This window comes from Kitasatospora sp. NPDC023118 (assembly GCF_055560875.1).
Window position 1 is genome coordinate 408,827 of sequence record NZ_JBVHHW010000001.1, and the last position, 23,805, is coordinate 432,631.

General features: G+C 71.9%; 29 protein-coding genes and 2 pseudogenes. 18 read left to right on the plus strand and 13 right to left on the minus strand.

The window, feature by feature from the left end; translation table 11 throughout:
- The first annotated feature begins 45 nt into the window (after positions 1-45).
- Positions 46-582, plus strand: coding sequence for a hypothetical protein (locus ACZ3UD_RS01830; protein WP_465581147.1), 537 nt, complete (start codon positions 46-48; stop codon positions 580-582).
- Here the strand turns inward: ACZ3UD_RS01830 and ACZ3UD_RS01835 are convergent, their stop codons facing one another.
- A complete protein-coding gene (locus tag ACZ3UD_RS01835; protein WP_465581149.1) occupies positions 583-1,101 on the minus strand; it encodes a helix-turn-helix domain-containing protein in 519 nt (172 codons plus the stop codon).
- A 36-nt stretch (positions 1,102-1,137) separates the two neighbouring features.
- On the opposite strand from ACZ3UD_RS01835, the pseudogene def reads away from it, so the two are divergent.
- From def to ACZ3UD_RS01850, 3 genes and pseudogenes are all read left to right on the plus strand, one after another.
- A pseudogene (def, locus tag ACZ3UD_RS01840) lies at positions 1,138-1,725 on the plus strand (peptide deformylase); the annotation flags it as partial.
- 123 nt (positions 1,726-1,848) lie between these two features.
- Positions 1,849-2,382, plus strand: coding sequence for a class I SAM-dependent methyltransferase (locus ACZ3UD_RS01845; protein WP_465581382.1), 534 nt, complete (start codon positions 1,849-1,851; stop codon positions 2,380-2,382).
- A pseudogene (locus tag ACZ3UD_RS01850) lies at positions 2,383-2,529 on the plus strand (GNAT family N-acetyltransferase); the annotation flags it as partial. It abuts the gene before it with no gap.
- A 64-nt stretch (positions 2,530-2,593) separates the two neighbouring features.
- On the opposite strand, the gene ACZ3UD_RS01855 reads toward ACZ3UD_RS01850, so the two are convergent.
- The gene (locus tag ACZ3UD_RS01855) at positions 2,594-2,779 is read right to left on the minus strand and encodes a DUF397 domain-containing protein (RefSeq protein WP_465581152.1); all 186 of its coding nucleotides are present in this window, start codon (positions 2,777-2,779) and stop codon (positions 2,594-2,596) included.
- 2 nt (positions 2,780-2,781) lie between these two features.
- A complete protein-coding gene (locus ACZ3UD_RS01860) occupies positions 2,782-3,786 on the minus strand; it encodes a helix-turn-helix domain-containing protein (protein WP_465581154.1) in 1,005 nt (334 codons plus the stop codon).
- 11 nt (positions 3,787-3,797) lie between these two features.
- Here ACZ3UD_RS01860 and ACZ3UD_RS01865 point away from each other — a divergent pair, with 11 nt between their 5' ends.
- The 5 genes from ACZ3UD_RS01865 (at position 3,798) to ACZ3UD_RS01885 (ending at position 6,037) form a co-directional block, all read left to right on the plus strand.
- Positions 3,798-4,256: an ATP-binding protein gene (locus tag ACZ3UD_RS01865; RefSeq protein ID WP_465581156.1), complete on the plus strand. Its 459-nt coding sequence runs from the start codon at positions 3,798-3,800 to the stop codon at positions 4,254-4,256.
- Positions 4,246-4,416, plus strand: a complete 171-nt coding sequence (locus ACZ3UD_RS01870) for a hypothetical protein (RefSeq protein ID WP_465581158.1) — start codon at positions 4,246-4,248, stop codon at positions 4,414-4,416. The genes ACZ3UD_RS01865 and ACZ3UD_RS01870 overlap by 11 nt, the downstream gene beginning before the upstream one ends.
- A 94-nt stretch (positions 4,417-4,510) precedes the next feature.
- Positions 4,511-4,945 carry a nuclear transport factor 2 family protein gene (locus ACZ3UD_RS01875; protein WP_465581160.1) on the plus strand — a complete coding sequence of 145 codons (435 nt, stop codon included), beginning with the start codon at positions 4,511-4,513 and terminating at the stop codon, positions 4,943-4,945.
- A gap of 180 nt (positions 4,946-5,125) precedes the next feature.
- Positions 5,126-5,428, plus strand: a complete 303-nt coding sequence (locus ACZ3UD_RS01880; protein ID WP_465581162.1) for a hypothetical protein — start codon at positions 5,126-5,128, stop codon at positions 5,426-5,428.
- An 84-nt stretch (positions 5,429-5,512) separates the two neighbouring features.
- Positions 5,513-6,037, plus strand: coding sequence for a hypothetical protein (locus tag ACZ3UD_RS01885; protein WP_465581164.1), 525 nt, complete (start codon positions 5,513-5,515; stop codon positions 6,035-6,037).
- A 378-nt stretch (positions 6,038-6,415) separates the two neighbouring features.
- Here the strand turns inward: ACZ3UD_RS01885 and ACZ3UD_RS01890 are convergent, their stop codons facing one another.
- Entirely contained in the window at positions 6,416-7,069 is a 654-nt protein-coding gene (locus tag ACZ3UD_RS01890) for a TetR/AcrR family transcriptional regulator (protein ID WP_465581166.1), read from the minus strand.
- A 113-nt stretch (positions 7,070-7,182) separates the two neighbouring features.
- On the opposite strand from ACZ3UD_RS01890, the gene ACZ3UD_RS01895 reads away from it, so the two are divergent.
- Both ACZ3UD_RS01895 and ACZ3UD_RS01900 read left to right on the plus strand, forming a co-directional pair.
- Entirely contained in the window at positions 7,183-7,926 is a 744-nt protein-coding gene (locus tag ACZ3UD_RS01895; protein WP_465581168.1) for an SDR family oxidoreductase, read from the plus strand.
- Between the two features lie 94 nt (positions 7,927-8,020).
- On the plus strand, positions 8,021-8,158 hold the full coding sequence (locus ACZ3UD_RS01900) for a hypothetical protein (protein ID WP_465581171.1): 138 nt from the start codon (positions 8,021-8,023) through the stop codon (positions 8,156-8,158).
- Here ACZ3UD_RS01900 and ACZ3UD_RS01905 read toward each other — a convergent pair.
- From ACZ3UD_RS01905 to ACZ3UD_RS01915, 3 genes are all read right to left on the minus strand, one after another.
- Positions 8,137-9,546 carry an SDR family NAD(P)-dependent oxidoreductase gene (locus ACZ3UD_RS01905; protein ID WP_465581173.1) on the minus strand — a complete coding sequence of 470 codons (1,410 nt, stop codon included), beginning with the start codon at positions 9,544-9,546 and terminating at the stop codon, positions 8,137-8,139. The genes ACZ3UD_RS01900 and ACZ3UD_RS01905 overlap by 22 nt on opposite strands.
- Positions 9,547-9,642: 96 nt before the next feature.
- Complete coding sequence (locus ACZ3UD_RS01910; RefSeq protein WP_465581175.1) at positions 9,643-10,035, minus strand: peptidase inhibitor family I36 protein; 393 nt, start codon at positions 10,033-10,035, stop codon at positions 9,643-9,645.
- Positions 10,036-10,219: 184 nt separating this feature from the next.
- Positions 10,220-11,722 carry a carbohydrate binding domain-containing protein gene (locus ACZ3UD_RS01915; protein WP_465581177.1) on the minus strand — a complete coding sequence of 501 codons (1,503 nt, stop codon included), beginning with the start codon at positions 11,720-11,722 and terminating at the stop codon, positions 10,220-10,222.
- 687 nt (positions 11,723-12,409) lie between these two features.
- Between ACZ3UD_RS01915 and ACZ3UD_RS01920 the strand changes: the two genes are divergently transcribed.
- The 4 genes from ACZ3UD_RS01920 (at position 12,410) to ACZ3UD_RS01935 (ending at position 14,881) form a co-directional block, all read left to right on the plus strand.
- Complete coding sequence (locus ACZ3UD_RS01920; RefSeq protein WP_391493837.1) at positions 12,410-13,021, plus strand: TetR/AcrR family transcriptional regulator; 612 nt, start codon at positions 12,410-12,412, stop codon at positions 13,019-13,021.
- Complete coding sequence (locus tag ACZ3UD_RS01925) at positions 13,014-13,364, plus strand: nuclear transport factor 2 family protein (protein WP_465581180.1); 351 nt, start codon at positions 13,014-13,016, stop codon at positions 13,362-13,364. The genes ACZ3UD_RS01920 and ACZ3UD_RS01925 overlap by 8 nt, the downstream gene beginning before the upstream one ends.
- A gap of 221 nt (positions 13,365-13,585) precedes the next feature.
- Complete coding sequence (locus ACZ3UD_RS01930) at positions 13,586-14,089, plus strand: SMI1/KNR4 family protein (RefSeq protein ID WP_465581182.1); 504 nt, start codon at positions 13,586-13,588, stop codon at positions 14,087-14,089.
- 3 nt (positions 14,090-14,092) lie between these two features.
- Complete coding sequence (locus tag ACZ3UD_RS01935; RefSeq protein ID WP_465581184.1) at positions 14,093-14,881, plus strand: hypothetical protein; 789 nt, start codon at positions 14,093-14,095, stop codon at positions 14,879-14,881.
- A gap of 211 nt (positions 14,882-15,092) precedes the next feature.
- Here ACZ3UD_RS01935 and ACZ3UD_RS01940 read toward each other — a convergent pair whose 3' ends face one another.
- Both ACZ3UD_RS01940 and ACZ3UD_RS01945 read right to left on the minus strand, forming a co-directional pair.
- A complete protein-coding gene (locus tag ACZ3UD_RS01940; protein ID WP_465581187.1) occupies positions 15,093-16,007 on the minus strand; it encodes an aldo/keto reductase in 915 nt (304 codons plus the stop codon).
- Positions 16,004-16,882 (minus strand): NAD-dependent epimerase/dehydratase family protein, encoded by an 879-nt coding sequence (locus tag ACZ3UD_RS01945; RefSeq protein WP_465581189.1) that lies wholly within the window; start codon positions 16,880-16,882, stop codon positions 16,004-16,006. Before ACZ3UD_RS01945 ends, ACZ3UD_RS01940 begins: the two co-directional genes overlap by 4 nt.
- A gap of 122 nt (positions 16,883-17,004) precedes the next feature.
- On the opposite strand from ACZ3UD_RS01945, the gene ACZ3UD_RS01950 reads away from it, so the two are divergent.
- Positions 17,005-17,940 carry a LysR family transcriptional regulator gene (locus ACZ3UD_RS01950; RefSeq protein WP_465581192.1) on the plus strand — a complete coding sequence of 312 codons (936 nt, stop codon included), beginning with the start codon at positions 17,005-17,007 and terminating at the stop codon, positions 17,938-17,940.
- Between the two features lie 35 nt (positions 17,941-17,975).
- Here ACZ3UD_RS01950 and ACZ3UD_RS01955 read toward each other — a convergent pair whose 3' ends face one another.
- The gene (locus ACZ3UD_RS01955) at positions 17,976-18,572 is read right to left on the minus strand and encodes a choice-of-anchor C family protein (protein ID WP_465581194.1); all 597 of its coding nucleotides are present in this window, start codon (positions 18,570-18,572) and stop codon (positions 17,976-17,978) included.
- 293 nt (positions 18,573-18,865) lie between these two features.
- Between ACZ3UD_RS01955 and ACZ3UD_RS01960 the strand changes: the two genes are divergently transcribed.
- Both ACZ3UD_RS01960 and ACZ3UD_RS01965 read left to right on the plus strand, forming a co-directional pair.
- A complete protein-coding gene (locus tag ACZ3UD_RS01960) occupies positions 18,866-19,504 on the plus strand; it encodes a GDSL-type esterase/lipase family protein (RefSeq protein WP_465581197.1) in 639 nt (212 codons plus the stop codon).
- 70 nt (positions 19,505-19,574) lie between these two features.
- Positions 19,575-20,534 (plus strand): aldo/keto reductase, encoded by a 960-nt coding sequence (locus ACZ3UD_RS01965; RefSeq protein ID WP_465581200.1) that lies wholly within the window; start codon positions 19,575-19,577, stop codon positions 20,532-20,534.
- Positions 20,535-20,588: 54 nt separating this feature from the next.
- Here the strand turns inward: ACZ3UD_RS01965 and ACZ3UD_RS01970 are convergent, their stop codons facing one another.
- The 3 genes from ACZ3UD_RS01970 to ACZ3UD_RS01980 form a co-directional block, all read right to left on the minus strand.
- A complete protein-coding gene (locus ACZ3UD_RS01970) occupies positions 20,589-21,179 on the minus strand; it encodes a GNAT family N-acetyltransferase (protein ID WP_465581202.1) in 591 nt (196 codons plus the stop codon).
- Between the two features lie 91 nt (positions 21,180-21,270).
- Positions 21,271-21,954, minus strand: coding sequence for a nitroreductase family protein (locus ACZ3UD_RS01975; protein ID WP_465581204.1), 684 nt, complete (start codon positions 21,952-21,954; stop codon positions 21,271-21,273).
- Positions 21,955-22,091: 137 nt separating this feature from the next.
- Entirely contained in the window at positions 22,092-23,729 is a 1,638-nt protein-coding gene (locus ACZ3UD_RS01980; protein ID WP_465581206.1) for an ABC-F family ATP-binding cassette domain-containing protein, read from the minus strand.
- Positions 23,730-23,805: the final 76 nt, after the last annotated feature.

Below are 23,805 nucleotides of genomic sequence, written 5' to 3' on the forward strand. Positions count from 1 at the left end.
GCGACCGGTCAGAACCGAGAGGGTGTTCGCGGCGTCCGTTGAGGCGTGATCAGTGGGGTTCTCGGCGGGATGCCGATGTTCTGGCCCGGGCTGCTGCTCTCCCTCGTGCCGGCGGCGCTGCTGAACCGGCCGGTGGGGCGGCTGCTGCGGGCCCATTGGGTGGTGGGCTTCCTGCTGCTGCTCGGGCTGGGCGGGGTGGTGGTGGCGACCCTGCTGCCGGAGGCGTTCCGGCTGTCGGAGGAGGCGGTGCGGCACTGCACGGTGCGGGGCGGGCGGCCGCGCTCGCCGCACGAACTGCTGCACGTGCGGCACATCGAGCTCAAGCTGGCGACCTACGCCCCGGTGGGCTTCGCCGCCGCCCTGGCCGGGACCAGGCGGCGGGCGGCGGTGGCGCTGCTGGGCGCCGCGGTTCTGCCGTTCGGGGTGTCGGTCCTGCAGTACGCGGTGCCGGCGATCGGGCGGGCGTGCGATGTGCAGGATGTCTGGGACGGGGTGCAGGGCGTCGTGCTGGGGGCGGCGGTGGGCCTGGTGGCCGGGCCGGTGTTGCGGGCGGTGACCAGGGCTCGTTCCCGGGTGGCCTGATTACTGGTCGAGTAGCGGGAAGAGCCGGGCTACGGCGGCGACCGGACGGGCCCCGGCGGGCCGCGCGCCCGGGTCGGTGTCTCGGTCGCGGTAGCGAGCGAGCACCTGCCGGACGGCTTCGCCGACGGCGGTCAGTTCCTCGGGGGTCAGGTAGACGACGGCGCTGAAGGCCGCGTCCTGCCGCCAGTCGGCCGGGGCCTCGGCGCGCCGGGTCAGCCAGCGCTGGTAGCTCTCGTCCTCCAGGCCTCGGGCCAGTTCGCCGAACTCGGCGCCGTCGGGCGCCGGGTGGGCCTGCGGCAGCCGCCACGGCCGGGCCCGTCCGTCAACGGCCGGCGCCTCCTCGATCAGCCCGTACCGGGCCAGCTGCCGCAGGTGGAACGAGCACAGGCCCGAGCTGTACCCGAGCCGGTCGGCCGCCTCCGTGGAGGTGACGGTGCCGCGTTCGGCGAGCAGGTCCAGCAGGGCGGTGCGGACGGCGTGCTCGGGGAGCGAGCCGGTTCTGACGAGGTCTTCGGTCACTTTGCAAAGTCTGCTACTTTGCAAAGCCGACAGCAAATCCATGAGGGAGTGTCAGTGTCCGAGCTGCGCGAACGTCCGACCGTCCTGCGGATCACCGAGGTGGGGGAGGAGATCCTCCGCCGCACCTGCCGTACGGCGACCGAGGAGGACTTCGGCAGCGAGCGACTGGCCCGGCTCATCGACGACATGTTCGCCACCATGTACGTCGCCGACGGCTGCGGCCTCGCCGCCAACCAGGTGGACGTGGACCTGCGCCTGTTCGTCTACGACTGCACCGACGAGGAGGGCGTCCGGCACGTCGGCCATGTGCTCAACCCGGTGGTCGAGGAGCAGGAGTCAGGCCGCCGCCTGATCGAGGACGACGAGGGCTGCCTCTCCGTGCCCGGCGCCAACGCCCGGCTTGCTCGCCCGGACCACGCGGTGGTGCACGGCGTCGACCAGCACGGCGAGCCCGTGAGGATCGAGGGCACCGGCTACTTCGCCCGCTGCCTCCAGCACGAGACCGACCACCTGAACGGCGGGCTCTACATCGACCGGCTCTCCGCCCGCGACCGCAAGCGGATGATGAAGCAGACCGCCGACCGTCGGGAGAAGGTGTTCGCCGAGCGTGCCGCCAAGGCCGCGGAAGCCGGCGCGGTGATCGAGCCCGCCCACCTCGCCGCCGTCCGGGAGTCGTACGACACCGTCGCCGCCGACTACCTCCGCCTCGTCGTCCCGCCGGAGGGCATGGACCCGGTCTCCCGGGCGATGCTCGCCGCCTTCGCCGAGCTGGTACGGGAGTCGGGCGGCGGCGAGGTCGCGGATCTCGGGTGCGGCCCTGGGCGGGTGACGGCGTACCTGGACGGTCTGGGACTGTCGGCCTTCGGCGTCGACGTGTCGGGTGAGATGATCGCCCTCGCCCGCCGGGCCTACCCCCGACTGCGTTTCCTGCAAGGCTCGATGGCTGCCCTCGATCTTGCTTCCGCAAGCCTGGGCGGCATCCTCGCCTGGTACTCCATCCACCACACCCCACCCGGGCAACTCCCGCAGCTCTTCGCCGAGTTCGCCCGCGTCCTCGCCCCCGGCGGCCACCTGCTGCTGGGCGGCCACGCCGGCGACGCCCAGCTGCGCCCGGCGACAGGGTACGGCCGCCCGGTGTCGTACGTCTCGTACCTGGTCCCGGCCGACCGCCTGGTCGGCCTGCTGGAGCAGGCCGGTTTCACCGTCACGACCCGCTTGGAGCAGCCGAACCCGCGGAGCGCCGTCCGCTCGTATGTCTGCCTGCTGGCGCGGCTCGCCTAACCCCCGGCCCGGGCGCTGTACGAGCGGTTGGGCTACGTTGCCCATGGCCGCGAGCCCGACTCCCGGGACGAGGAAGGGCCCGACGGGGAGATCCGCCGTTACGAGACGATGGGCGTCCTCATGCGGCGGGAGCTTGAGGGCGCGTGAAGTCGATGACGGTACGCCAACGGCCCGCCGCCCGGACGGCGGTGGGCCGTTGAGAAGAGGCCGTTCAGACCTCGGCGGTCGCGGCGAGCTTCACGAACGCCTTCCACGCCTCCGGCGCGAACGCCAGCTGCGGTCCGCTCTTGTCCTTGGAGTCACGAACGTGGACCACGCCAGGGGTCTCGGCGACCTCGATGCAGGCTGTTCCCTCGTTACCGCTGTAGCTGCTTTTGAACCACGACAGCTCGGGCATGCTCACCGCTCTCCCAGGATCTTCTCGATCAAGGCCAGGGACTCCGCCAGGCTGAGCGCCTGCGCCCTGATGCTGCTGTACCGTGCGGCCATGATACGGACTTCCTCCGGGTCAGTGATCAGTCGATTGACGTGCTGGACTTCCACGAAGGCGATCTGCGACCTTCCCTTCGGCGTCAGGAGGATGAAAGAGCCGCCCATGCCCGCATGGTTCGTTCGCTCCAGTGGCATCACCTGGAGTTCGAGACCGCGCTTCTGCCCGACAACGAGCAGGTGGCGAAGCTGCTCCTCGTGGACGTCCCAGCCACCCATGGGTCGTCGGAGGGCGCTCTCGTCGATGACCCAGCTGATCACCGGCAAAGGTGAGCGCATCAGGATGTCCTGTCGTTTCAACCGCGCTGCCACCCATTTCTCAACCAACTCGTCTGGAAGCGTGGGCTTTCGCATCTCGTACAGCGCCCGGGCATGGGCTTCCGTTTGCAGCAGGCCTGGGATGTCGAGCGTGCTGTAGTCGTGGATCTCCACGGCCTGAGCCTCCTCGCTCGTGAACGCCTTGTTGAAAGCCGGGTGCCGCGCAGCCACCCGAATCTTGGCCTTCATGACGTCGTCCGCGACGACCCTTAGGAGGCCACCCGCGTTGAGGAGGTCGTCAACGACCGTCAGGAACTCGATTCTCGGCGTCCGCGTGCCGCGCTCCATCGCCCCAATCTGGTCCTCGCTGTAGCCGGTCCTCTTGGCCAGTTCCTTCTGCGTGAAGCCTGCCCGCTCGCGGAAGATCTTGATCATCTTCCCCACCGCGCTGTAGAACTCCGAGACCCCCTCGGCCCCCGCCGGCAGGTCGCCGTCCTCGAAGACCGTACCCTCAACACCCATCGCCGCCACCCCATCCTGACTTGCCGCGTTTTCGATCGGTAAATCTGCGGTCGGCCGACAGGTCAACCCTGCGCGTCCGTACACGTACTCTCCGTGCCTGCCGAATCCGTGGTCAGCGTACGTCCGCACCGCCACGCTTTTCTCCCATGACGACCGAAATCCCCCTCGACAGGCCCCGCAGCCACACCACCACTCTCACCGCCACGCCCAAGGGTGCCGCGATCTGCCGCCGCATCGCCAGGCGTCAACTCACCGCCTGGGGAATCAACTTCAGCCACACCGAGCCGTTCCACTCGGCGCTCCTCATCGTCGGCGAGCTCGCCGCGAACGCGATCACGCACGGACGCGTTCCGGGGCGCGGCTTCGAGCTGCACCTCGCGCTCGCCACCACCGTGCGCCGGGGCACCACCCTCCGCATCGAGATCAGCGACCCCAGGGGCGACAAGCTCCCCGCCCTCCCCACCGTCCACCTCCCCAACGCCCAGTCCGGCCGGGGCCTCACCCTCATCGACGCCCTCGCCGACCGCTGGGGCGCCATCCCGCGCCACCCCAACTCCAAGACCATCTGGGCCGAACTCGACCTCACCGCCCCCGATGCCACCTGAACCCCGCCATAGCGAAGCCCCGGGCGGCGCCACCCTCTGCACCCTCCTCCCCTTCGTACTCCTCCTCGCGCTGCTCGCCTGGGCCTACCCCCTCACCACCCGCCACCACCACAACCACCCCACCCCGCACCCCACTTCAAGCCCCACCGCAACCCCGTAAAACAAGAGGAGTGGGAAGTCGGCCACACCGACTTCCCACTCCTCGCATGATGATGTGGTCGTCCGTTTCCAAGCCCGAGTCCGAGGAGTCCACCGTGTCCCGAACGCATCAGGAGATCTTCGAGAGCTACGTCTACGCCGGTGCCATCACCCGGAACGCCGACGCCCTCGCCGAGCACTTCACGGCGGACGGCGTCTTTGAGGCGCCGCTCGTGCCAGCCGGCGCCGACTTCCCCCGGAGGCTGGTGGGGCGCGAGCAGATCCGCGACGCGATGGCGGTGTACTACGCGCAGCAGGTGTCGGACGGCCGAGCGCCGAACCTTGAGAAGTCCGGCTACGTGCTGCACAGCACAGCCGACCCCGACGTGTTCATCGCCGAGATCGACACGGTCTTCGACGGAGTCGGGGAGCGGGAAGGCGACGACGTGACCGTCTCGCTCGTACAGATCTTCCGCGTCCGCGACGGCAAGATCGCCCGACTGCGCGACTACTTCGCGCCCGAGCTGGTGAGCCGAACGCATCCGGAATGACGCGGGCTCGGGTGAGCCGCTGGAGTTTCCTGTTCGAGCCGGGCCGTCTGCTGTGAGATCGCCGAGGTGGTGAGGTGCAGGAGGCGTGTGCTGCGCCCACGACCGGCCCGGTCGTCGCCACCGCGTGCAGTATCCGCAGGTGATCGAGACCGCGGCCCGGCCGTAGCGGACCAGGACAAGGTGCCGGGCAACAGCCTGGCCACCCTGCCGGCCGACGAACGCACCACCGTGAACAACTGCCACAAGGACGCCGAGAAGCAACTCGGCGGCGGCGCGGAATTCGGCTCCTCCTCGATCGGCGAGCAGATCAACTCCCGCAGCTATGCCAAGGCCACCGCCGACGACCGGGTCAAGGCCGCCTTCACCGCCTGGTCCGGCTGCATGAAGACCGCCGCTACGACCTCACCGTCCCCGCCGACAACGCCGCCCACCTGGAGCTGCCCCTGGGCTGACCCTGCGTGCATCCGACCACCTCCCATGTGACGAGCGGCAGTTGGCTCTGGTGGGGGAGGAGGCGCGGCCGAGGAGCTGAGGTGGGACCGGGGCGGTGCCCGCGACGATGGACGCATGCTGAAGAACGTCCCGGTCGGTGACACCGAACGCCCCGTCCCCCGTTGGGCCCTGCGCCTTGCCAAGGCCCTCCCGTTCATCATCCTGCCGCACTGTCTGTGGCGGCTGCCGTTCGCGTTCGACTTCCAGATGGGCATGGTCGACCCGAACCGCCCGCCCTTCGTCTGGTGGGCGACCCCGTACGTGATCGGCCTGAGCGTGATCACCGAGACGATCGCGCTGCTCACCCTGGGGCTGGTCAGCGGCTGGGGCGAGGTGTTCCCGTCCTGGGTGCCGTTCCTGCGGGGGCGCCGGGTGCCGCCGCTCGCGGCGTTCCTTCCGGCGGTGCTGGGCGGCCTGATCCTGTTCGGACTGTTCGGCTTCCAGCCGCTCGCCTGGATCGGCGTGCTGGACGAGACCGGCTTCAGCAACGGGTGGTGGATGGCCCTGGCCCGGGTCTGCATCGGCCCCGCCATGCTCTGGGGGCCGATCACCATCGCGCTGGGCGTCTCGTACTACCGCCGCCGCACCCGCACCGCATGAGCCCCCTCCAGCGTGCGCGGGAAGTCGGCCCCGCCGACTTCCCGCACTTCCGTGGGTGTCAGGCTTCCGCCGGTGCCAGTATCAGTGCGTCCGGAAGTACTCGCCGACCGTCGTGAAGGCCTCCTCCGGGCCCCAGGGGGGTCGCGGACGCCGTCGGCGAAGCGGTCGGCGGTCTCGGCGGAGCGGTAGCGGTCGAGGGGGACGACGTCGAAGGGCGTCCAGTCGACACGCTCCAGCGGGACGGCGGCGTAGGCAACGAGTTCGTCGTGCGCGGTGTGCCGACCGCGCCCGACGACGTCCCGGTGGAGATCGTGGACGAGGTGTACCTGCCGCTGGTGCGGCGGCGGAGCGAGCTCGGCCAGACCTCGCTGTTCTCGGCTAGACCTCGGCGTTCCCGGCGGCGTTCCCGGTGGCGTTCCCGGCGACCAGGGAGTCGGCCAGCCGCTCGGCGACGGCGCCGTCCAACGGGCGGTGCCCGAGCAGGAAGCGGTACCAGAACACCCCGTAGACCTGGTCCACGATCAGGTCCAGGTCGGCGTCCCCGGCCAGTTCGCCGCGCTCGCGCCCCCGGGAGAGGAGCTCGCGCAGCTCGCTCCGGCGGGTGGCGGTGAAGCTCTGCATCAGCTCGGCCAGGTGCGGGTCGCGGGCGGCCTCGCGGGTGAGGGTGCGCAGCGCGGAGGCGGTGGTGCCGCGCTGGGCGGCGTCGAAGGTGCTGGCGATGAAGGCGCGCAGGTCGGTGCGCAGGGCGCCGGTGTCCGGGCCGGGGACGTCCTGGTCGGCGCGGTCGGTGAGGGCGTCGAGCAGGACGGCGCCCTTGGAGGGCCACCAGCGGTAGACGGTCTGCTTGCCGACGCCCGCCGTGCGGGCGATCGCGTCGACGGTGACGGGCGTGCCGTCGGACTCGGCGAGCAGGAGCAACGCGGCGTCCAGGATCGCGCGGTGGGCGGCCTCGTTGCGGCGGCGTCCGGTGTGCGGGCGCGTGGACGGGCGCGTGGACGGGCTCTGCTCGGCCTGGGGGTTGATCTCGCTCATCGTGGTGTCCCTTTCTTCCTGCCCGCTTGACAAGACTAGCAGTCTCGGCAAATATCATTACCGGAACCAGCGGTCTCGACAAGAACTCGACCAAGCCGGAAGGGCCCAGCACCATGAGCACTGCATCGAACCTCTTCGCCGGACAGCGCGTCGTCGTGATGGGCGGCAGCTCCGGCATCGGCGAGGCGGCCGCCACCGCCTTCGCGGCGGACGGCGCCGAGGTCGTGATCACCGGCCGCGACCGCGGGAAGCTGGACGCCGCCGTCACCCGGATCGGCGGCAAGACCACCGGTCAGCAGGTGGACGCGACCGACCCGGCCGCCATCGCGGCCTTCTTCGCCGAACTCGGCAGCGTCGACCACCTGGTGGTCGCGGTCAGCGGCGCGGCCGGCAGCGGCCCGTTCGCCCAGCTCGACCTGGCCGACCTCGCCGCCGGCTTCAACGCCAAGTTCTGGCCGCAGGTCCAGGTCCTGCAGTCGGCGCTGCCGCACCTGCGTGAGGACGGCTCGGTCACCCTGATCACCGCCGCCTCCGCCCGCGCCGCCATCCCCGGCACCGCCGGCCTGGCCGCTATCAACGGCGCCCTGGAGGCGATGGTCCCGCCGCTGGCCGTCGAACTCGCCCCGCTGCGGGTCAACGCCGTCTCGCCCGGCGTCGTCGACACCCCGTGGTGGGACCGCGTCCCCGCCGAGCAGCGCACCGCGCTCTTCGACGGCCTCGCCGCCACCACCCCGGTCGGCCGGGTCGGCCGCCCCGAGGACGTCGCCCGGGCGATCCACATGCTGGCGGCGAACACCTTCGTCACCGGCATCGTCCTCGACTGCACCGGCGGGGCCAACCTGCCCACCGGTCGCTGAGCACACCTGAGCACACCTGAACACACCGCACGGCCCGGCCCGGGAATCGCTCCCGGGCCGGGCCGTTGTCACAGGTCACCCGTACGGTTCGGCCATGGACGTTCCCGACCTGATCCCGATCCGGCACGAGCCCGGCTGCCGCACCGACACCATCGGGCGCTGCGACGGCGGCCAGGGCTCCCTGGGACGGCTGCTACGACACCTGAGCCGTCACCACTCCGCCACCCGGTAGTCCTTGAGGAACACCCCCGACACCGGGTGTCCCGCCTCGCCGCGCACGATCGGGTCGTACACCCGGGCCGCGCCGTCCACGATGTCCAGCGGAGTGCGGAATCCCTGGGCGGCGATCCGGGTCTTCTTCGGGGCCGGGTTCTCGTCGGTGATCCAGCCGGTGTCGACGGCGCACATGTGCACGCCCCGGGTGGCGAGCTCCGCCGCGCTGGTGCGGGTGAGCATGTTGAGCGCGGCCTTGGCCATGTTGGTGTGCGGGTGGCGCGCGGTCTTGTTGCGGACCGTGAACCGGCCCTCCACCGCCGTGACGTTGACGATGTAGCGGGCGGGGCGCGGGGAGGCGAGCAGCAGCGGCAGCAGCCGGTCGCAGAGCAGGGCCGGAGCCAGGGCGTTGACCAGCTGGGTCTCCAGTACCTCCGCCGGGTCGAGCGAACCGAGCGTGGCGGACCAGGAGTTGGCGGGGGCGAGATCGGGCAGCAGTCCGGCCTCGTCGGTGAAGTCCAGCAAGGACCCGGCGCCCGCCGGAAGTTGGGCGGCGGCGCCGGAGAGCGGCCGGAAGCCGGGGGCATGGGTGATCGCCCGGCGGTCGGCCGCGGGCAGCGCGGTGGACTCGCCCGCCGCCAGCAGGGCGTACGACTGCGGTGGGCGGCGCAGGGTCTGCGCGGCGTTGTTGACCAGGATGTCCAGCGGGCGGCCGTCCGCCCGCAACTCCTCGGCCAGCCCCAGGACCTGGCGCGGGTCGCGGAGGTCGATGCCGACCACGGTCAGCCGCTCCCACCACTGCTCGCTGTCCTCGGCGGCGCGGAAGCGGCGGACGGTGTCCTGTGGGAAACGGCTGGTGGTGATCAGCTCGGCGCCGTCCCGCAGCAGCATCAGCGCGAGCTGGAAGCCGATCTTCACCCGCCCGCCGGTGAGCAGCGCGCGGCGCCCGCGCAGGTCGGTGCTGAGGGCCCGGCGGGCGGTATTGTCGGCCGCGCAGTCCGGGCAGAGCATGTGGTAGAAGCCGTCGACCTGGCGGTAAGTCTGTTTGCAGACGTAGCAGCGGCGCGGGATCTGCAGTTCGCCGACCGGTCCTCCGGTGGTCGGCGCGAGCGGCGCGTCCTCTCGACGGTGCCGGCCGCCGGTGGCGGTGGTGGCGAGCAGCTCGGCGTCGGCCTGCCGGACGGCCTGCTTGGCCTCCTGGCGGCGGCGCTTGCGGCTCTCCATGACGAAGGAGCTGAGCTGGCGCTCGGCGTGCAGTCGGGTGCGGTCGTGGGAGGGGAGTGCGCGCAGCCGGCCGAGGGTGTGGCTGAACGCGGCGAGTTCCTCGGGGGTGAGGCCCGCCGCGCAGGCGGCGTCGCCGGTCGGAAAGTTCGTGTTGAGCTGGTCGTGGTCGTCCCGGACCGTCATGTCCGCCCCCTCGTGCCGTACAGGTTTGAGGGACTGTAATCGACGGTCCGGGAGGACGGGATGCCAATTTCCGCGGGCTTAGCCGCGGCGGGGTTCTCAGCCGCAGTCGGTGGTGACCGAGGCCACCCGGCTGCCGTTGAGTTCGTGGTTGCCGAACCCGGAGACCTCTTGCTCCTGCCCGGCGAAGTGCGGCTGGTCGTTCAGCCGGATGATGCAGCCGAAGTCGTCCGGGAGCGGGTTGTGGACGGAGAGCGGGCGGATCGGCGGCTCGATGTCGTCGAAGTCGCGCAGTTGGAAGCCGTCCTTCGTGACGTGCGCGTTCTCGGAGAGCAGCACGCGCCCGGTCTCGTGCGGTCCCTCGAAGAGGCAGAAGTACCCCCGGGGGCAGCGCACCGCCGCCGGATCGGCGTGGACGGCGGGCGCGGTGGCCGCGGCCAGGCCCAGGGCGGCGGAGCAGGCGAGGGCGGCGCGCAGGAGACGACGGCGCACGGGGACTCCCATCATTCGATACGGGGAACGACTACCGTCCGTGCGGACGGCATCACCGAATGCTAGATGGTTCCCGGGCGAACGGATGGTGTCACATGCGGTTTTCGGACACCTGACGGCTCCTCGCCGGAACGCGCCGAGGTGCCGGCGGCCCCCCGACCCACCGGCACCTCGGACACCGGGATCAGCCAGCGTACTGGCTGAAGATCTTCGCGAACTCGTACGGCTGCTGCGGGATGTTGGTGCACTTCGACAGCGAGCCGCCGGTGCAGGCGTTGGCGTCCCGGGTGGCGTCCCAGAAGGCCAGCAGGCCGAGGTGGTTCTGCTTGGCGAAGGTCACCAACTGCTGGGCGGCGGCCTGGTTGTAGATCTGGTGGTCGTCGTTCGAGCCGATCATCGGGGTGACCCCGACCATGGCCCACAGCTGGGCGTCGGTCTTCGCCGGATAGAGCGCCTTGAGCTGGCCGAAGAGCGACTGCGCGGCCTGGACGGCGGCGTTGCCGTAGTCGGTGCCGGAGCGGTAGTAGTCCATCGCCATGATGTTGACCAGGTCGAGGTCGACCCCGGCGTCGCGGGCGGACTTGACGATCGCGACGCCCTCGCTGGTCAGGCCCTCGGGCAGGACGGGCAGGGTGAGCGAGACCTTCAGGCCGGGGTGGGCCTGCTGGAGCTTGGCGAGCGCGGCGGAGCGGCGGTCGTTGGAGGTGGTGTCGGCGATCGCCGCGCCCTCGATGTCGTAGTCGACGTAGCGCAGGCCGTAGGCGTTGACGACCGCGTCGTACTCGGCGAACAGCGAGTCCACCGAGCCGCAGGCGGCGGCGAGTTCAGTGCCGCTGGCGCCGCCGAACGAGAGCTTGACGTCGCCGCCGGCCGCGCGCAGCGCGTCGACCTGCTCCTTGGCCCAGCCGGTGCGCGGGTCATAGGCGTTGAACCAGCTGGCCTTGCAGCCGACGCCGGTGACGAAGCCCATGGTGTAGCCCTTGACGCCGCCGGCCTTGGCCATGTCGGGCATGGCCGGGGTGGGCCAGGCGCCCATGTCGATGTACGGGGCGACCGGCAGCGGGACGCTCGGCGGCGGGGTGCCCGGGCCGCCGGTGGGTGTGCCCGTGGGGGTGCCGGTGGTCGGCGGGGTGCTGGGGCTGCCGCCGCCGGGGCCGGTGAGGGTGATGTCGTCGGCCAGGTAGGCGCCCTGCCCGTACCAGCCGTGCAGGTAGACGGTGACGCTGGTGGTGCTCGGGCCGGTGGTGAAACTGGTCGACAGCTGCCGCCAGTTGGGGCCGCCGACGGTCCAGGTGGCCGGGTCGGTGACGCCGCTGCCGGTCGCGCCGAGGTAGACGTACTGCCCCTGCACCCAGGCGCTGAGGTTGTACGTGGTGTTCGGTTGGACGCTCACGGCCTGGGAGCACTGCGCGGTGTCGCTCGCGCTCGCCGCCCCCTTGAGCGCGTAGTTCCCGCTGTGCACACCGGAGTTGATAACGCTGCCGGTTCCGTCGGAACAGCTCCACGGGTCGAGCGTGCCGCTCTCGAACCCGGCGTTGGCGAGCAGGTTGCCGTCGGCGGCGCCGGCGTTCCCGGCGAGGGCGGCCAGGCCGCCGGCCGCGAGCACGGTGGCGGCGGCGAGGCTCAGCAGTTTGGTCCGGCCGGCTGGCCGGCGGTGCGTGGGGGCGTGCTGGAGCGCGCTGGGCATGGGGGGTGCCTCTCGGGGACGGTGGGCCGCCCGCGCCGCGAAGGTGGGCAGACGCGGGGCGGGCGGCAGCGTGGGGGCTGGCGCGGTGCGGGGGAGGAGCGCGGTGCTGAGGATCAAACTGGACTAGACCAGCTGTGCACGTCAAGCACTTCCCGACTTCCGAAAGCCCACCGAGGGCAGGTTTTAGGGCGGGTTTAAGGACGTGTCCTGTCCGCGTGTGTCCCGTCCGGGTGAACCTGGCCTTGTCCGGCTCAAGTTGTCCAGATTCGCCGATCCGTCCGGCTCTAGATGACTGATTCCAATGGATAGCTGCGGAGACAGCACGAGGGTGTCCAGGCTCGGTTTGTGAGGACTGAGATGGACGCCCTTGCGACACCCAGCAGGTCGTCCGGGCCCTGGCCCGCGGTACCGCGCTGTGGAGCGATGACGTGTGAGTGGTCGACTCCACGCCCAACCCGATCGACCTGGCCGTGCCGGAGTTCCGCCGGCTGGCTGGGTCGCTGCCGATCTCACCGAGCACCCCTGTGAGCGGGCTTTCGCACTGATTCAACCTGGCGCCGGCTGTCGCCCGCTGAAAGGCCGGCCAGCGCCGACTCCGGGCCCCACCTGATCGCCGGTTCACGGGGATACCGCATTGGACCAGGTCGTGCTATTTTTGTGAGCAATCGTTCAACTACGGAGGTCGAGATGGGGCGCAGACAGCTCTGGGACCAGGACGAGGTGCTGGCCTCAGCCATGCGGCTCTTCCGCCACCGGGGCTACCTCGGCGCCTCACTGCGGGACATCGAAGAGGCCACCGGACTGCACCCGGGGAGCCTCTACCGGACCTTCCAGAGCAAGGACGGCCTGTTCCACGCCGCCCTGGACGCCTACAACGAGCGGGTGGTGCAGGGCCGGGTCCGGGTCCACCTGCTGGAGCCGGCGGACCCTCTGGCTGGCATCCGCTCGTTCTTCACCTCGGCGATCGAGACCGGCGCCGAGCCCGACCCGGGCTGCCTGCTCACCAACACCGCCGTCGAGTCCTTCACCCTCCCTGAGACCGCCGCCGGCGTGCACCACGGCCTGGCAGTGATCGAAGGCGGCTTCGCCGACGCGCTGACCCGCGCCCGGCACCGCGGCGACACACCGCCGGACCTCGACGTCGCGACCACGGCAGCACACCTGCTCGCGCTCTACCAGGGCCTGCTGGTGCTCGTCCGGGCCAGCCTGCCCCGCACCACATTGCACAGCGTCACCGACGGCGCGATGGCGTCGATCGGCTCTCTGAGGACCGTACGAAAGCAGGACGACCATGAGTGACACCCAGCGGCTCTGGAACGACTACGCCGCCTGCTGGTCGGCCGACCCCGCCGACCGGATCGCCGCCCTCGGCGCGGTCGCGGTGGACGAGGTCGCCTACCGCGACCCCGGGACCGAGGCCACCGGCCTGACCGAACTCGCCGCCTATATGACCGGATTCGCCGCGGCCTTCCCCGGCCACCGGTTCCGCATCGACGAGGTGCTGGAGCACCACGACCGCTCCCTCGCCCGCTGGACCCAGCTCGGCGGGCAGGGCGAGACCGCGTCGACCGGCATCAGCACCGCCCGCCACCACGAGGACGGGCGCCTCGCCGACATCACCGGCTTCTTCCTCCCGGCCTAGCCGACCGCAGAAGCTGGACACCGGTGGCCGCCGGCTCGTGGTCGGACGCGCGGCCCTGGTGGTTCAGGTCGGTGAGCAGAGTCTGGCCGGGCCACTGTCGGGCAGTGTGCCGCCGCGAGGGTGTCCAGCTCATCTCCATCGAGTGCGACAGCGAGACAGCCTGATCTGCCCGTGGAACCCTGGCGACCTCAACTGTCCGAGTCAGCCCCTACGATCGCTCGGTGACGGACGACGAGATCATCGAAGCCTGCCGAAAGATCGCTCGGGAACGGCAGGCACCCCCGCCCGCCCCGCCAGAGGCCATCGCCGAAGCGGAACGCGTCATCGGGTTCGTCTTCCCCGCGCTTCTGCGACGCCTCTACACCGAGATTTCCAACGGCGGCTTCGGGCCCGTCGACGGGGTCCTATCGGTCGACGTGGGGCAGTGGCACGAACACATCGCAGAAGCCTATGAGCACGGGCCGGACCCCACTGGGGGAGTGCCCGCCGGAGTGGTGCCGCTCTACGACTGGGGCTGCACGATGTGGTCGATGATCGACTTCCGAGACCCGGACGGCGCGATGTGGTCCAACGCAGAGGGAGATTGTTGGCCGCAAGGCGTCACCCTTGCCCAGTGGGTGGTTGCCGCGATGAACGGCGAGTTGCGCTTCGCCTGGCCGGACGGCGTGCCGCCGGAGAGCGAATGGCACCGGCCGATCCCGCCGACTGACCACCAGGAGAGCTGACTGGTGCACGAACAGCCTGGCGAGACGGAGCGGATTCACCCCGGCACCCCCGAGCGGTTGACTGCCGGTGTGGTGGACTGGACACAGATGCACGACTGCTACGGGGATGTTGATCGCGTTCCCGAACTCCTGGAACGCGTCGAGCGCGAGGACGATGCCGAAGCGTGGAAGGAACTTGGATACCGGCTGTGCCTGGAGAGCGACCTTGTCTTCCCCGCCAGCTTCGCAGCCCTCTCTCGCCTGGTGCAGCTCGCGTCGAGCAACCTACGGGCACGTGCACTGGCCGGGACGATCGTGCAGTGCGCGGCAGGAGACCATGGCTGTGACCGTCAGTTCGCGGACTGCGCCGACACGATCGCTGAGTTCCGTGTGCTGTTGGACCTGTACCTGAAGTCGCGGCCGGGTGACTACCTCGCGGCGTTCCTCGATCTGCTGGCGGCCAAGGAGCAGTACCACTGGAGCGCTGGCTTGGGGGACTTCACCGACGACTTCTACCACCTGGCCTGCCCCCACTGCGATGCTGAGGTGACGATCGCCATCGGCAACTACGGGCGCTACTCGGCAATCCGGGACTGGAACCTCGGGGACGTCGACCGACGCGATCTGCGGCCGGCGTCCCCCGAGGGGCTTTCCGGGATTGGCCTATGGATGCACGAGACGGCCGTCCGGGACGGGCAAGAGGCACTCGCCAGCGGAATCACTTATCTCTTCGGCAACGGCGAATGCCCGCGCTGTGCCAGCGTGTTCAACATCGCGGACGAATATACGTTTGCCAACTGTCCCAGCTTGTAGCAACCGACGGCCCACACCTGGGGCCTTCACAGGCGCCATTGCGCGACAGGATCGCCGGCCCGGAGGCCAACTTCGGCCGGACGCTGAGCACCCTTCGACCGCTGATGACCAACTTCATCCGGACACCCACGCCTGACCGTCCGGATGAAGTTGTCCCGTAGCTGGTCAGCGCGTTGCTATCTGACAACCTCATCCGGACAGGACAGCGGGTTTAAGGACGGTGGGTCAGTTCCGCCAGCTCCTGTGCCGAGAGGGTGAGTTCCCCCGCCGCGGCCGAGTCGCGAACGGAGGCCGGGCGGCGTGCGCCCGGGATCGGGATGACGGCGGGGGACTGTGCCAGGTGCCAGGCGAGGCAGACCCGCTGCGGGCTGACGCCGTGGGTGCGGGCGAGGGTGTGGAAGGGCGTGTCCGAGGCCGGGGTGCCGGTGCCCGGGTCGTCGACGGCGCTGGGCGAGATCCCGCCGAGCGGGCTCCAGGGCAGGAAGGCCAGGCCGAGTTCGGTGCACAGGTCGAGGGTGTCGCGGGTGGCGGGGTGAGCGGGGGAGAAGCGGTTCTGTACCGAGACCAGGCGCGGGCCGAGGATCTCCCGGGCGGTGCGGATCTGCTCGCAGTCCACGTTGGAGAGGCCGACCATCCGGATGGTTCCGGCGTCCGCGAGGTCGCGCAGCGCGCCGACGGAGTCGGTGAAGGGGACGGCCGGGTCCGGCTTGTGGAGCTGGTAGAGGCCGATGGCCGCCACGCCGAGCCGCTGCGCCGAGGCCTCGGCGGCGCGGCGCAGGTGGCGGGGGTCGCCGTTGACGGTCCACGTGCCGTCGCCGGGGCGGCCCCGCCCGCCCTTGGTGGCGACCAGCACCTCGTCCGTGCCGCTGCCGTGGGCGGCGAGCGCGCGGGCGATGAGGCGTTCGTTGTGGCCGAGTTCACCGGCGTGCCAGTGGTAGCTGTCGGCGGTGTCGATCAGCGTCACGCCCGCTTCGAGGGCGGCGTGAATCGTGTGGACGGCCTGGTCCTGGTCGGGGCGGCCCTCGACGGACAGCGGCATCGCGCCGAGGCCGACGGCGCTCACCGCGATGCCGCCGATGGTGCGGGTGGCACGGGTGGCGACGGGCAGAGCGGGAGCGGGCGTCATCGGCGGGACTCCTTGACGGCCTGGGGCAGCCAGTCGGTGATCGGGGAGAAGCGGAAGCCGAGGCGGGCCGCCCGGCCGGTGTCCATCGCGTAGCAGCGGTCGAAGGAGAACGGTGAGAGCGGCTCACCGGTCCCTTCCGTCAGCACCGGCTCGGTGCCCAGCTCGCGGCCGATCGCCGCGCACAACTCGCGTACGTCCAGCGTTCCGTGGGAGGCCGCGTTGACGGCCCCGGTGAAGCCGGCCGTCGCGGCCCAGCCCAGGAACCGGGCGATCTCCGCCTCGTGGATGAAGGAGGCGCTCTGCGGCGCGGGGTGGACGGCCACCGGCAGGCCGCGCTCGATCCGCTCCACGTGGTGCGCCAGCCGTCCGGTGAAGTCGGCGCCGCCGAGGACGTGCGCGGTGCGCACGGTGGCGACGTCGAAGGGCGCCTGTCGGGTGAGCAGGGCCTCCGCCTGACGCTTGCCCTCGCCGTAGTGGGCCTCCTGGAACGCCGGCTCCGTCCAGGGGAGTCGCAGGTCCACCGGCTGGGCCGACAGGTCCACCGCTTCCTCCGCGAGGGGCGGCCCACCGGGGCGGCCGAGGTGGGCGTAGACCTCGACCGTGGAGGTCAGCAGGTAGCGCGGGGTGCGGCCGGCGAAGACCCGGGCGGCGACGGCCGCTTGGAGGGGCGTGTAGCAGACTTGGTCGACGACGGTGTCGAAGCGCCGGTCGGCGAGGGCCGCGTGCAGCGCGCTCTCGTCGTCGCGGTCGGCGCGCAGGTGGGTCACGCCCCGGGGTGCGGGGGTCGAGCCGCGGTTGACGACGGTCACCGTCGCGCCCGCGTCCCGCAGGTCCTCGATCAGCCGTCTCCCGAAGTAGCGGCTGCCTCCGATCACGCACACGTCCACTGCTCGCGATCCCTCCCTGGTCCGGCGCCGTCCGTTCTCGGTGATCAGCCTGCCGGGCCCGGCTCGATAGCGGTAGTGTCGATGTGGACGCCCCGTCATTAGGAGAACTGTTGATCGACGTTCAGCGGCTCGCGGTGCTGCGGGAGGTCGCCCGCTGCGGCAGCTTCAACCGGGCGGCCGTGGCGCTGCACTGCACACCCTCGGCGGTCTCGCAGCAGATCGCCGCACTGGAGCGCGGCCTCGGCGCGCCCGCGGTCGAGCGCTCCACGCGCGGTGTCACGCTCACCGACGCGGGGCGGCTGCTGGTGGAGGCGGCCGACGCGATCGCCGCCGAACTGGCCGACACCCAGCAGCGCATCGAGAAGCTGACCGCCGTGCGCACCGCCCTGACCGTCGCCGCCTTCGCCAGCGGCGGCCGACGGCTGCTGCCCTCCGCCCTGGCCGGATTCGTCGCCGACCACCCGGAGGTGGAGCTGACGATCCTGGAGGCGGAACCGGAGGAGAGCCTGCCCGCCGTCCGCGAGGGCCGGGCCGACCTCGCCCTCGCCTACCACCTCGACGGTCCGCCGCCCGCCCGGCCCGGCGACCGCTCCGGCCTGGACTGGACCGCGCTGGGCGAGGACCCGCTGCGGGTCGTCCTGCCGCGCCGCCACCCGGCCGCGGCCCGCTACCGGGCCCGGCCCGAGCCCCCGCACCTGGCCGAACTCGCCGACCAGCGCTGGATCCTGGGCTGCCGCAAGTCCGCCGGCCAGCTCGCCCGCCACGCCGCCCTGGCCGGCGTCGAGCTGCGGATCTCCTGCACCGCGACGGACTACGACTTCGCCCAGTCCCTCGTCCGGGCCGGCATCGGGATCGCCCTGATCCCCGAGATCGGCCTGACCCGGCACCCGGAGCTGGTCGCCCTCCCGCTCGCCGAGCCCGGTCCCCGCCGCCACCTGGGCCTGGCCCTGGCCCGCCGTCGGCGCGGCCACGCCGCACGGCTGGCTGAGGAGTTGGCGTCCCGACTCCTCAGCCAGGCGGCGGCACCGACGGGCGACGCCTCGTAGGCGCCTGTGTTCCGGGGGAGGCCAAGCGCTCGGGGTCAGCCGCAGCAGGGCTTGCACTCCTTCACCTGCACGTTGTCCAGCACCGGCCCGTACGCGCCGCCCACGGTGCTCTGGAAGGTCAGCGTGGTCGAGGAGTTCTGCGCGACGAAGCTGAACTGCCGCCCGACGTAACCCATGGCGGTCCTGGTCTTGCCGGTGATGTCGAAGGAGAAGTCCTGGAAGTCCTGCCCGTCGATGAGCGCTTTGCCGGTGCGCAGGGCGACTCCGCCGGCGGGGTTGCCGGCCAGGGCGTAGGTCACCGAGTAGGTGGTGCCGGGGACGGTGGTGAAGGTCTGGGCGATGGTGCCGGAGTCGGCGCCGTTGAGGTCGACGGACTGGTCGCCCTCGGCGGCCTGCCAGAAGCCGGCGCCGATCAGGTCGACACTACCGTTGGTGACCGTCCAGGGACCGATGTTCTGGCCGGCGACCAGCTCGGTGAAGCCGCCCGCCGGGGCCTTGGGCGACTCGAAGCTGCCGTCGTCGAAGTGGCTGAGCGCGCGGTGTCCGCCGGCGGCCTGGGCCGGGACGGCCAGCGCGGTGCTGGTGGCGACGAACAGGGCGAGGGCGGCGACGCGGGTGCGCGAGATCGACATTTCTTCCCCAACTTCCGTGGTGACGGGCCGAGGTGGTCGGCTGTGTACAGAGCGTCGACCGTCCCGGCGCGCCATGCCAAGATCGGACGGGCGGCGCCCGGTGGTGCGGGGCGTGTGGGAGCGGGCTCCGACGCGCCGGTTTGTCGGACGGTCGGCTGCCGTGGGCTCGGCGGACCGTCCGGGGGCGAAGGTTTTCCCGTTCGGGGGTGAGCCCCCTGGGCCGACCGCCCGGTCCCGGGGGCCGGTGGTGAAAGCGGAGGCGCGCGCCCCGCTCGCACCCCTACGGTGGCCTGATGACCATACGAACGCCAGGTGACCCCTTCGACGGCCCGCGGATCTGCTTCCTCGGCGACTCCTTCGTCCAGGGCCTCGGCGACCCGGAGTTCCGCGGCTGGGTCGGCCGGGTGCTCCAGGCCGCCGCGCCGCACGCCACCGCCTTCAACCTCGGTGTCCGGCGCCAGACGTCGGCGCAGGTGCGGCAGCGCTGCTGGGCGGAGGTCGAGGCCCGCACCCTGCCCGGGGCCGACCACCGGCTGGTGCTCTCCTTCGGCGCCAACGACGCGGTGACGGAGGGCGGAGCGCCCCGGGTCGCGCATCCGGACACCCTGGCCAACCTCGCCGCCCTGCTCGACGGCGCCCGCGAGCGCGGCACCGCCGCCCTGGTGGTCGGCCCGCCGCCGGTGGTCGGTTTGGGCTCGGACCACCTGGCGCGGCTGCTGCGGCTCGTCCCCGCGATGGCCGAGCTCTGCGCCTCGTCCGGCGTCCCGTTCGTCGACGTCACCGAGGCACTGGCCGAGGACCCGACCTGGACGGCCGAGGCCGAGGCGGCGGACGGCGCCCACCCGGGCGCGGGCGGCTACGCGCGGCTCGCGGAGCTGGTGCTCGACGGCGGGTTCGGGGACTGGGTCAAGCCAACTCCGCGTCGGACTTGACCTTGAGTGCACTCGAAGGTGAAAGCTGGAGGGGTTGAACAACCCACGGACATCGAATCGGAGAACTGGCATGCGCAAAGCCTCGTTCGGCAGCGACGGCCCTGAGGTCGGCGTCATCGGCCTCGGCTGCATGGGGATGACCTTCGCCTACGACGTGCAGAACCGCGACGACGAGAAGTCGGTCGGGGTGATCCGCCAGGCGCTGGACCTCGGGGTCACCCTGATCGACACCGCCGACATGTACGGCCCCTTCACCAACGAGGAACTGGTCGGCGCCGCGCTGGCCGGACCGCACCGCGAGCGCGCCTTCCTGGCCACCAAGGTGGGCATCGTCCCCGGCCAGATCGGCGGGTCGGGCGCCCGCGACGGCAGCCCCGAGCACGTGCGCCGCTCGATCGACGACAGCCTGCGCCGCCTGCGCACCGACCACGTCGACCTCTACCAGCTGCACCGGGTCGACCCGAACGTCCCGATCGAGGAGACCTGGGGCGCGCTCGCCGAGACCGTCCAGGCCGGCAAGGTGCGCCGGATCGGCCTCTCCGAGGTGACCGTCGAGGAGATCAAGCGGGCCCAGTCGGTGCACCCGGTGGCCTCGGTGCAGTCCGAGCTGTCGCTGTGGACCCGGGACGTGCTGGACGACGTGCTGCCGTACACCGAGCAGCAGGGCATCGCCTTCCTGCCGTACTCGCCGCTCGGCCGCGGCTTCCTGACCGGCAGCATCTCCTCCTTCGACGAGCTGCCCGAGGACGACTTCCGCCGCGGGCTGCCGCGCTTCCAGCAGGACGCGCTGAAGGCCAACCTGGCGCTGGTCGCCAAGGTCAGGGAGATCGCCGAGCGGATCGGCGCCACCCCCGCGCAGATCGCGCTGGCCTGGGTGCTGGCGCAGGGCCGGTACGTCTTCCCGATCCCGGGCACCAAGACGCCGCGCTACCTGGCGGACAACGTGGCCGCGGCCGGGGTCGAGCTCTCGGCGGCCGACCTGGCCGAGCTGGACGCGCTGCCGGCCGCGGAGGGCGGGCGCTACGCCTGACGGTCCGGCGCCGCACCTGCCGGGGCCGGCGCTCGGCCCGCTCGGCCCGTACGGTCAGCGCTCCATGACCCACACCAGCTGCCGTCCGGTCTCCCCGGGAGCCCGGACGGTGGCCTCGGCGACCCGGTCCAGCCGGTAGCCGAGCTTGCGCGGGACGGCCGCGCTGGCGCCGTTCGCCTGGTCGCAGCGGATCTCCACCCGCGCGATCCCGGGCAGTGCCAGTGCGGCCTCGGTCAGCGCCCCCGCCCCGGCGGTGGCGATGCCGCGGCCGACGTGCCGGGCGGCGACCCAGTAGCCGATCTCCAGCGCGCCCGGGCCGATCCGCCCGTGCAGCCCGAGGGCGCCGACCACCCGGCCGGGTTCGGCGTCCAGCTCGGCCAGGTACATGAAGTCGGTCCCGGCCTCCCAGGCGGCGGTGCCGGCCAGGGTCAGCTCGGTGGTCCGTGCCCGGGTGGGGGCCTCGGCCGCCCACTCCATCCAGGGCCGCAGATGGTCCAGGTTGGCGCGGACGGCCTTGTTCAGCGCCGCCGCGTGGGTGCTGCGGCGGCGGTGCAGCCGGAGGCCGCCGGGCAGCCGCAGCAGCTCGGGCGGCCGCCCGGTGGTGACCTCCGGGGGGTCACAGGACCGTGGCTGGGCTTGGCTCATGGCGGCGATTATGTCCTTGGCCCGGACCTGTCACCATCCGGAACCGGCGGCCGTGGCCCGGCCGCGGCGCACCCGGCGTCGCCCCGGCGCGTCAGAGCCGGACCAGCACTTCGTCGAGCTCCTTGCGCCGCAGATCCGGCACGCGCGCCCCCTCGGCGGGGTAGCCGACCGGGATCACGTAGGCGGCCCGCTCCTCCGCCGGGCGGTCGCACACCTCGTTGAGGAACCGCATCGGGCTCGGGGTGTGGGTCAGCGTGGCCAGCCCGGCCTGGTGCAGCGAGGCCAGCAGCAGCCCGACCGCGATCCCCACCGACTCCTTGGTGTAGTACGGCCGCGGCGACTGCGGCCCCTTGTGCACCTCGAACACCACGATCACGGCGGGCGCGTCCTCCAGGAACGGCTTCCGCCAGTCGGTGCCGATCGGCGCCAGCGCGGCCAGCCACTCCGCCGAGGCCCGGTGGTCGTAGAACTCGCGCTCCTCGGCCTCGGCCGCCTCGCGCAGCCGCCGCTTGCGCTCCGGGTCGGTGATCACCACGAACCGCCAGGGCTGGACGTGCGCGCCGCTGGGCGCGGTGCTCGCGGTGCGGACCGCCCACTCCACCACCCCGTCCGGGATCGGGCGGGTGGAGTAGTCGCGGACGGTCCGGCGCCGCGCCATCACGTCGTGGAAGGCCTTGCCGCGGGCCTCGGCCTCGTGGGCCGGCACCGTCATCGGGGTGAGCGGGACGCTCGGGTACGGCGTCCCGGCCATCGCACTGCCTGTGCTGTCAACCATGGCCGACAGCACAGCACATGACGGTCGCTCCGGGAAGAGGTCGAGACCAATCCGGGGCCGGTCCGGGGCTGGTCCGCGGCCGGTCCGGGGTGGGTCCGGGGCGGGTCTGCGGCCGGTCCGGGGTGGGTCCGGGGTGGCTAGAGCTCGTGCACCCGCCCGTCCCGGACCTCGATCCGCCGGTTCACCGCCACGGTGTCCAGCATCCGCCGGTCGTGGGTGACCAGCAGCAGGGTGCCGGTGTACGAGCCGAGCGCGGACTCCAACTGCTCGATCGCCGGCAGGTCCAGGTGGTTGGTGGGCTCGTCCAGCACGAGCAGGTTGACCCCGCGCGCCTGGAGCAGCGCCAGCGCGGCCCGGGTGCGCTCGCCGGGGGAGAGGGTGGCGGCCGGGCGCAGCACGTGCACGGCCTTGAGCCCGAACTTGGCCAGCAGGGTGCGCACCTCCTCCGGCGTGAGCTCCGGTACGGCGGCCGCGAAGGCCTCCGCCAGCGGCTCGCCGCCCAAGAACAGCCCGCGCGCCTGGTCCACCTCGCCGACCACCACGCCCGAGCCCAACACGGCGCTGCCGCCGTCGAGTTCCAGCCGGCCGAGCAGGGCCGCCAGCAGCGTGGACTTGCCCGCGCCGTTGGCGCCGGTGATGGCGACCCGGTCGGCCCAGTCGATCTGCAGGTCCACCGGGCCGAAGCCGAAGTCGCCGCGCCGGGCGATGGCCCCGCGCAGGGTGGCGACCACCGAGCCGGAGCGTGGCGCGGTGGCGATCTCCATCCGCAGCTCCCACTCCTTGCGCGGCTCCTCGACCACGTCCAGCCGCTCGATCATCCGCTGGGTCTGCCGGGCCTTGGAGGCCTGCTTCTCGGTGGACTCGGCGCGGGTGGCGCGGGCCTTCTTGTCGTTGTCGCCGCCCTTGCGGCGGGCGTTGCGGACGCCGTGCTCCATCCAGTTGCGCTGCATCTGCGCCCGGGCCTCCAACGAGGCCTTGGTGTCGGCGTATTCCTCGTACTCCTCGCGGGCGTGCCGGCGGGCCACCGCCCGCTCCTCCAGGTACGCCTCGTAGCCGCCGCCGTACAGGTTGACCTGCTGCTGGTGCAGGTCCAGCTCCAGCACCTTGGTGACGGTGCGGGCCAGGAACTCGCGGTCGTGGCTGATCAGCACGGTGCCGGCGCGCAGGCCCTTGACGAAGGCCTCCAGCCGCTCCAGGCCGTCCAGGTCGAGGTCGTTGGTGGGCTCGTCCAGCAGGAACACGTCGTAGCGGGAGAGCAGCAGCGAGGCCAGGCCCGCGCGGGCGGCCTGGCCGCCGGAGAGCGCCGTCATCGGCAGGTCGAGCGAGACCTTCAGCCCGAGCGAGTCGGCGACCTCCTCGGCCCGCTCCTCCAGGTCGGCGCCGCCGAGGTCCAGCCAGCGGTCCAGGCTCGCCGCGTACGCGTCGTCGGCGCCCGCCCGGCCCTCGACCAGGCCCTCGGTGGCCTCGTCCAGCGCGGCCTGCGCGGCCGCCACGCCGGTGCGCCGGGCCAGGAAGTCGCGCACCGACTCGCCCGGGCGCCGCTCCGGCTCCTGCGGCAGGTGGCCGATGTTGGCGCTCGCCGGGCTGAGCCGCAGCGAACCGGCCTCGGGGGTGTCCAGGCCCGCCAGCAGGCGCAGCAGGGTCGATTTCCCGGCGCCGTTCACGCCGACCAGGCCGATCACGTCGCCGGGGGCGACGACCAGGTCCAGGCCGGAGAAGAGGGTGCGTTCGCCGTGGCCGGCGCTGAGGTCCTTGACTACGAGTGTGGCGCTCATGATGTGGCCGATTGTAGGAGGAGCGGGGTCGGCACCGGAAAAGCCCGCGACCGGGGAGTGGGCGGTGGGCCGGAAA

Bases quoted from the DNA above. Each gene is read 5' to 3' on its own strand.
- ACZ3UD_RS01845 (WP_465581382.1), top strand. From the start codon at position 1,849: ATGCTCGCCGCCTTCGCCGAGCTGGTACGGGAGTCGGGCGGCGGCGAG.
- ACZ3UD_RS01855 (WP_465581152.1), bottom strand. From the start codon at position 2,779: ATGCCCGAGCTGTCGTGGTTCAAAAGCAGCTACAGCGGTAACGAGGGA.
- ACZ3UD_RS01865 (WP_465581156.1), top strand. From the start codon at position 3,798: ATGACGACCGAAATCCCCCTCGACAGGCCCCGCAGCCACACCACCACT.
- ACZ3UD_RS01870 (WP_465581158.1), top strand. From the start codon at position 4,246: ATGCCACCTGAACCCCGCCATAGCGAAGCCCCGGGCGGCGCCACCCTC.
- ACZ3UD_RS01885 (WP_465581164.1), top strand. From the start codon at position 5,513: ATGCTGAAGAACGTCCCGGTCGGTGACACCGAACGCCCCGTCCCCCGT.
- ACZ3UD_RS01890 (WP_465581166.1), bottom strand. From the start codon at position 7,069: ATGAGCGAGATCAACCCCCAGGCCGAGCAGAGCCCGTCCACGCGCCCG.
- ACZ3UD_RS01895 (WP_465581168.1), top strand. From the start codon at position 7,183: ATGAGCACTGCATCGAACCTCTTCGCCGGACAGCGCGTCGTCGTGATG.
- ACZ3UD_RS01900 (WP_465581171.1), top strand. From the start codon at position 8,021: ATGGACGTTCCCGACCTGATCCCGATCCGGCACGAGCCCGGCTGCCGC.
- ACZ3UD_RS01905 (WP_465581173.1), bottom strand. From the start codon at position 9,546: ATGACGGTCCGGGACGACCACGACCAGCTCAACACGAACTTTCCGACC.
- ACZ3UD_RS01915 (WP_465581177.1), bottom strand. From the start codon at position 11,722: ATGCCCAGCGCGCTCCAGCACGCCCCCACGCACCGCCGGCCAGCCGGC.
- ACZ3UD_RS01920 (WP_391493837.1), top strand. From the start codon at position 12,410: ATGGGGCGCAGACAGCTCTGGGACCAGGACGAGGTGCTGGCCTCAGCC.
- ACZ3UD_RS01925 (WP_465581180.1), top strand. From the start codon at position 13,014: ATGAGTGACACCCAGCGGCTCTGGAACGACTACGCCGCCTGCTGGTCG.
- ACZ3UD_RS01940 (WP_465581187.1), bottom strand. From the start codon at position 16,007: ATGACGCCCGCTCCCGCTCTGCCCGTCGCCACCCGTGCCACCCGCACC.
- ACZ3UD_RS01955 (WP_465581194.1), bottom strand. From the start codon at position 18,572: ATGTCGATCTCGCGCACCCGCGTCGCCGCCCTCGCCCTGTTCGTCGCC.
- ACZ3UD_RS01960 (WP_465581197.1), top strand. From the start codon at position 18,866: ATGACCATACGAACGCCAGGTGACCCCTTCGACGGCCCGCGGATCTGC.
- ACZ3UD_RS01965 (WP_465581200.1), top strand. From the start codon at position 19,575: ATGCGCAAAGCCTCGTTCGGCAGCGACGGCCCTGAGGTCGGCGTCATC.
- ACZ3UD_RS01970 (WP_465581202.1), bottom strand. From the start codon at position 21,179: ATGAGCCAAGCCCAGCCACGGTCCTGTGACCCCCCGGAGGTCACCACC.
- ACZ3UD_RS01975 (WP_465581204.1), bottom strand. From the start codon at position 21,954: ATGGTTGACAGCACAGGCAGTGCGATGGCCGGGACGCCGTACCCGAGC.
- ACZ3UD_RS01980 (WP_465581206.1), bottom strand. From the start codon at position 23,729: ATGAGCGCCACACTCGTAGTCAAGGACCTCAGCGCCGGCCACGGCGAA.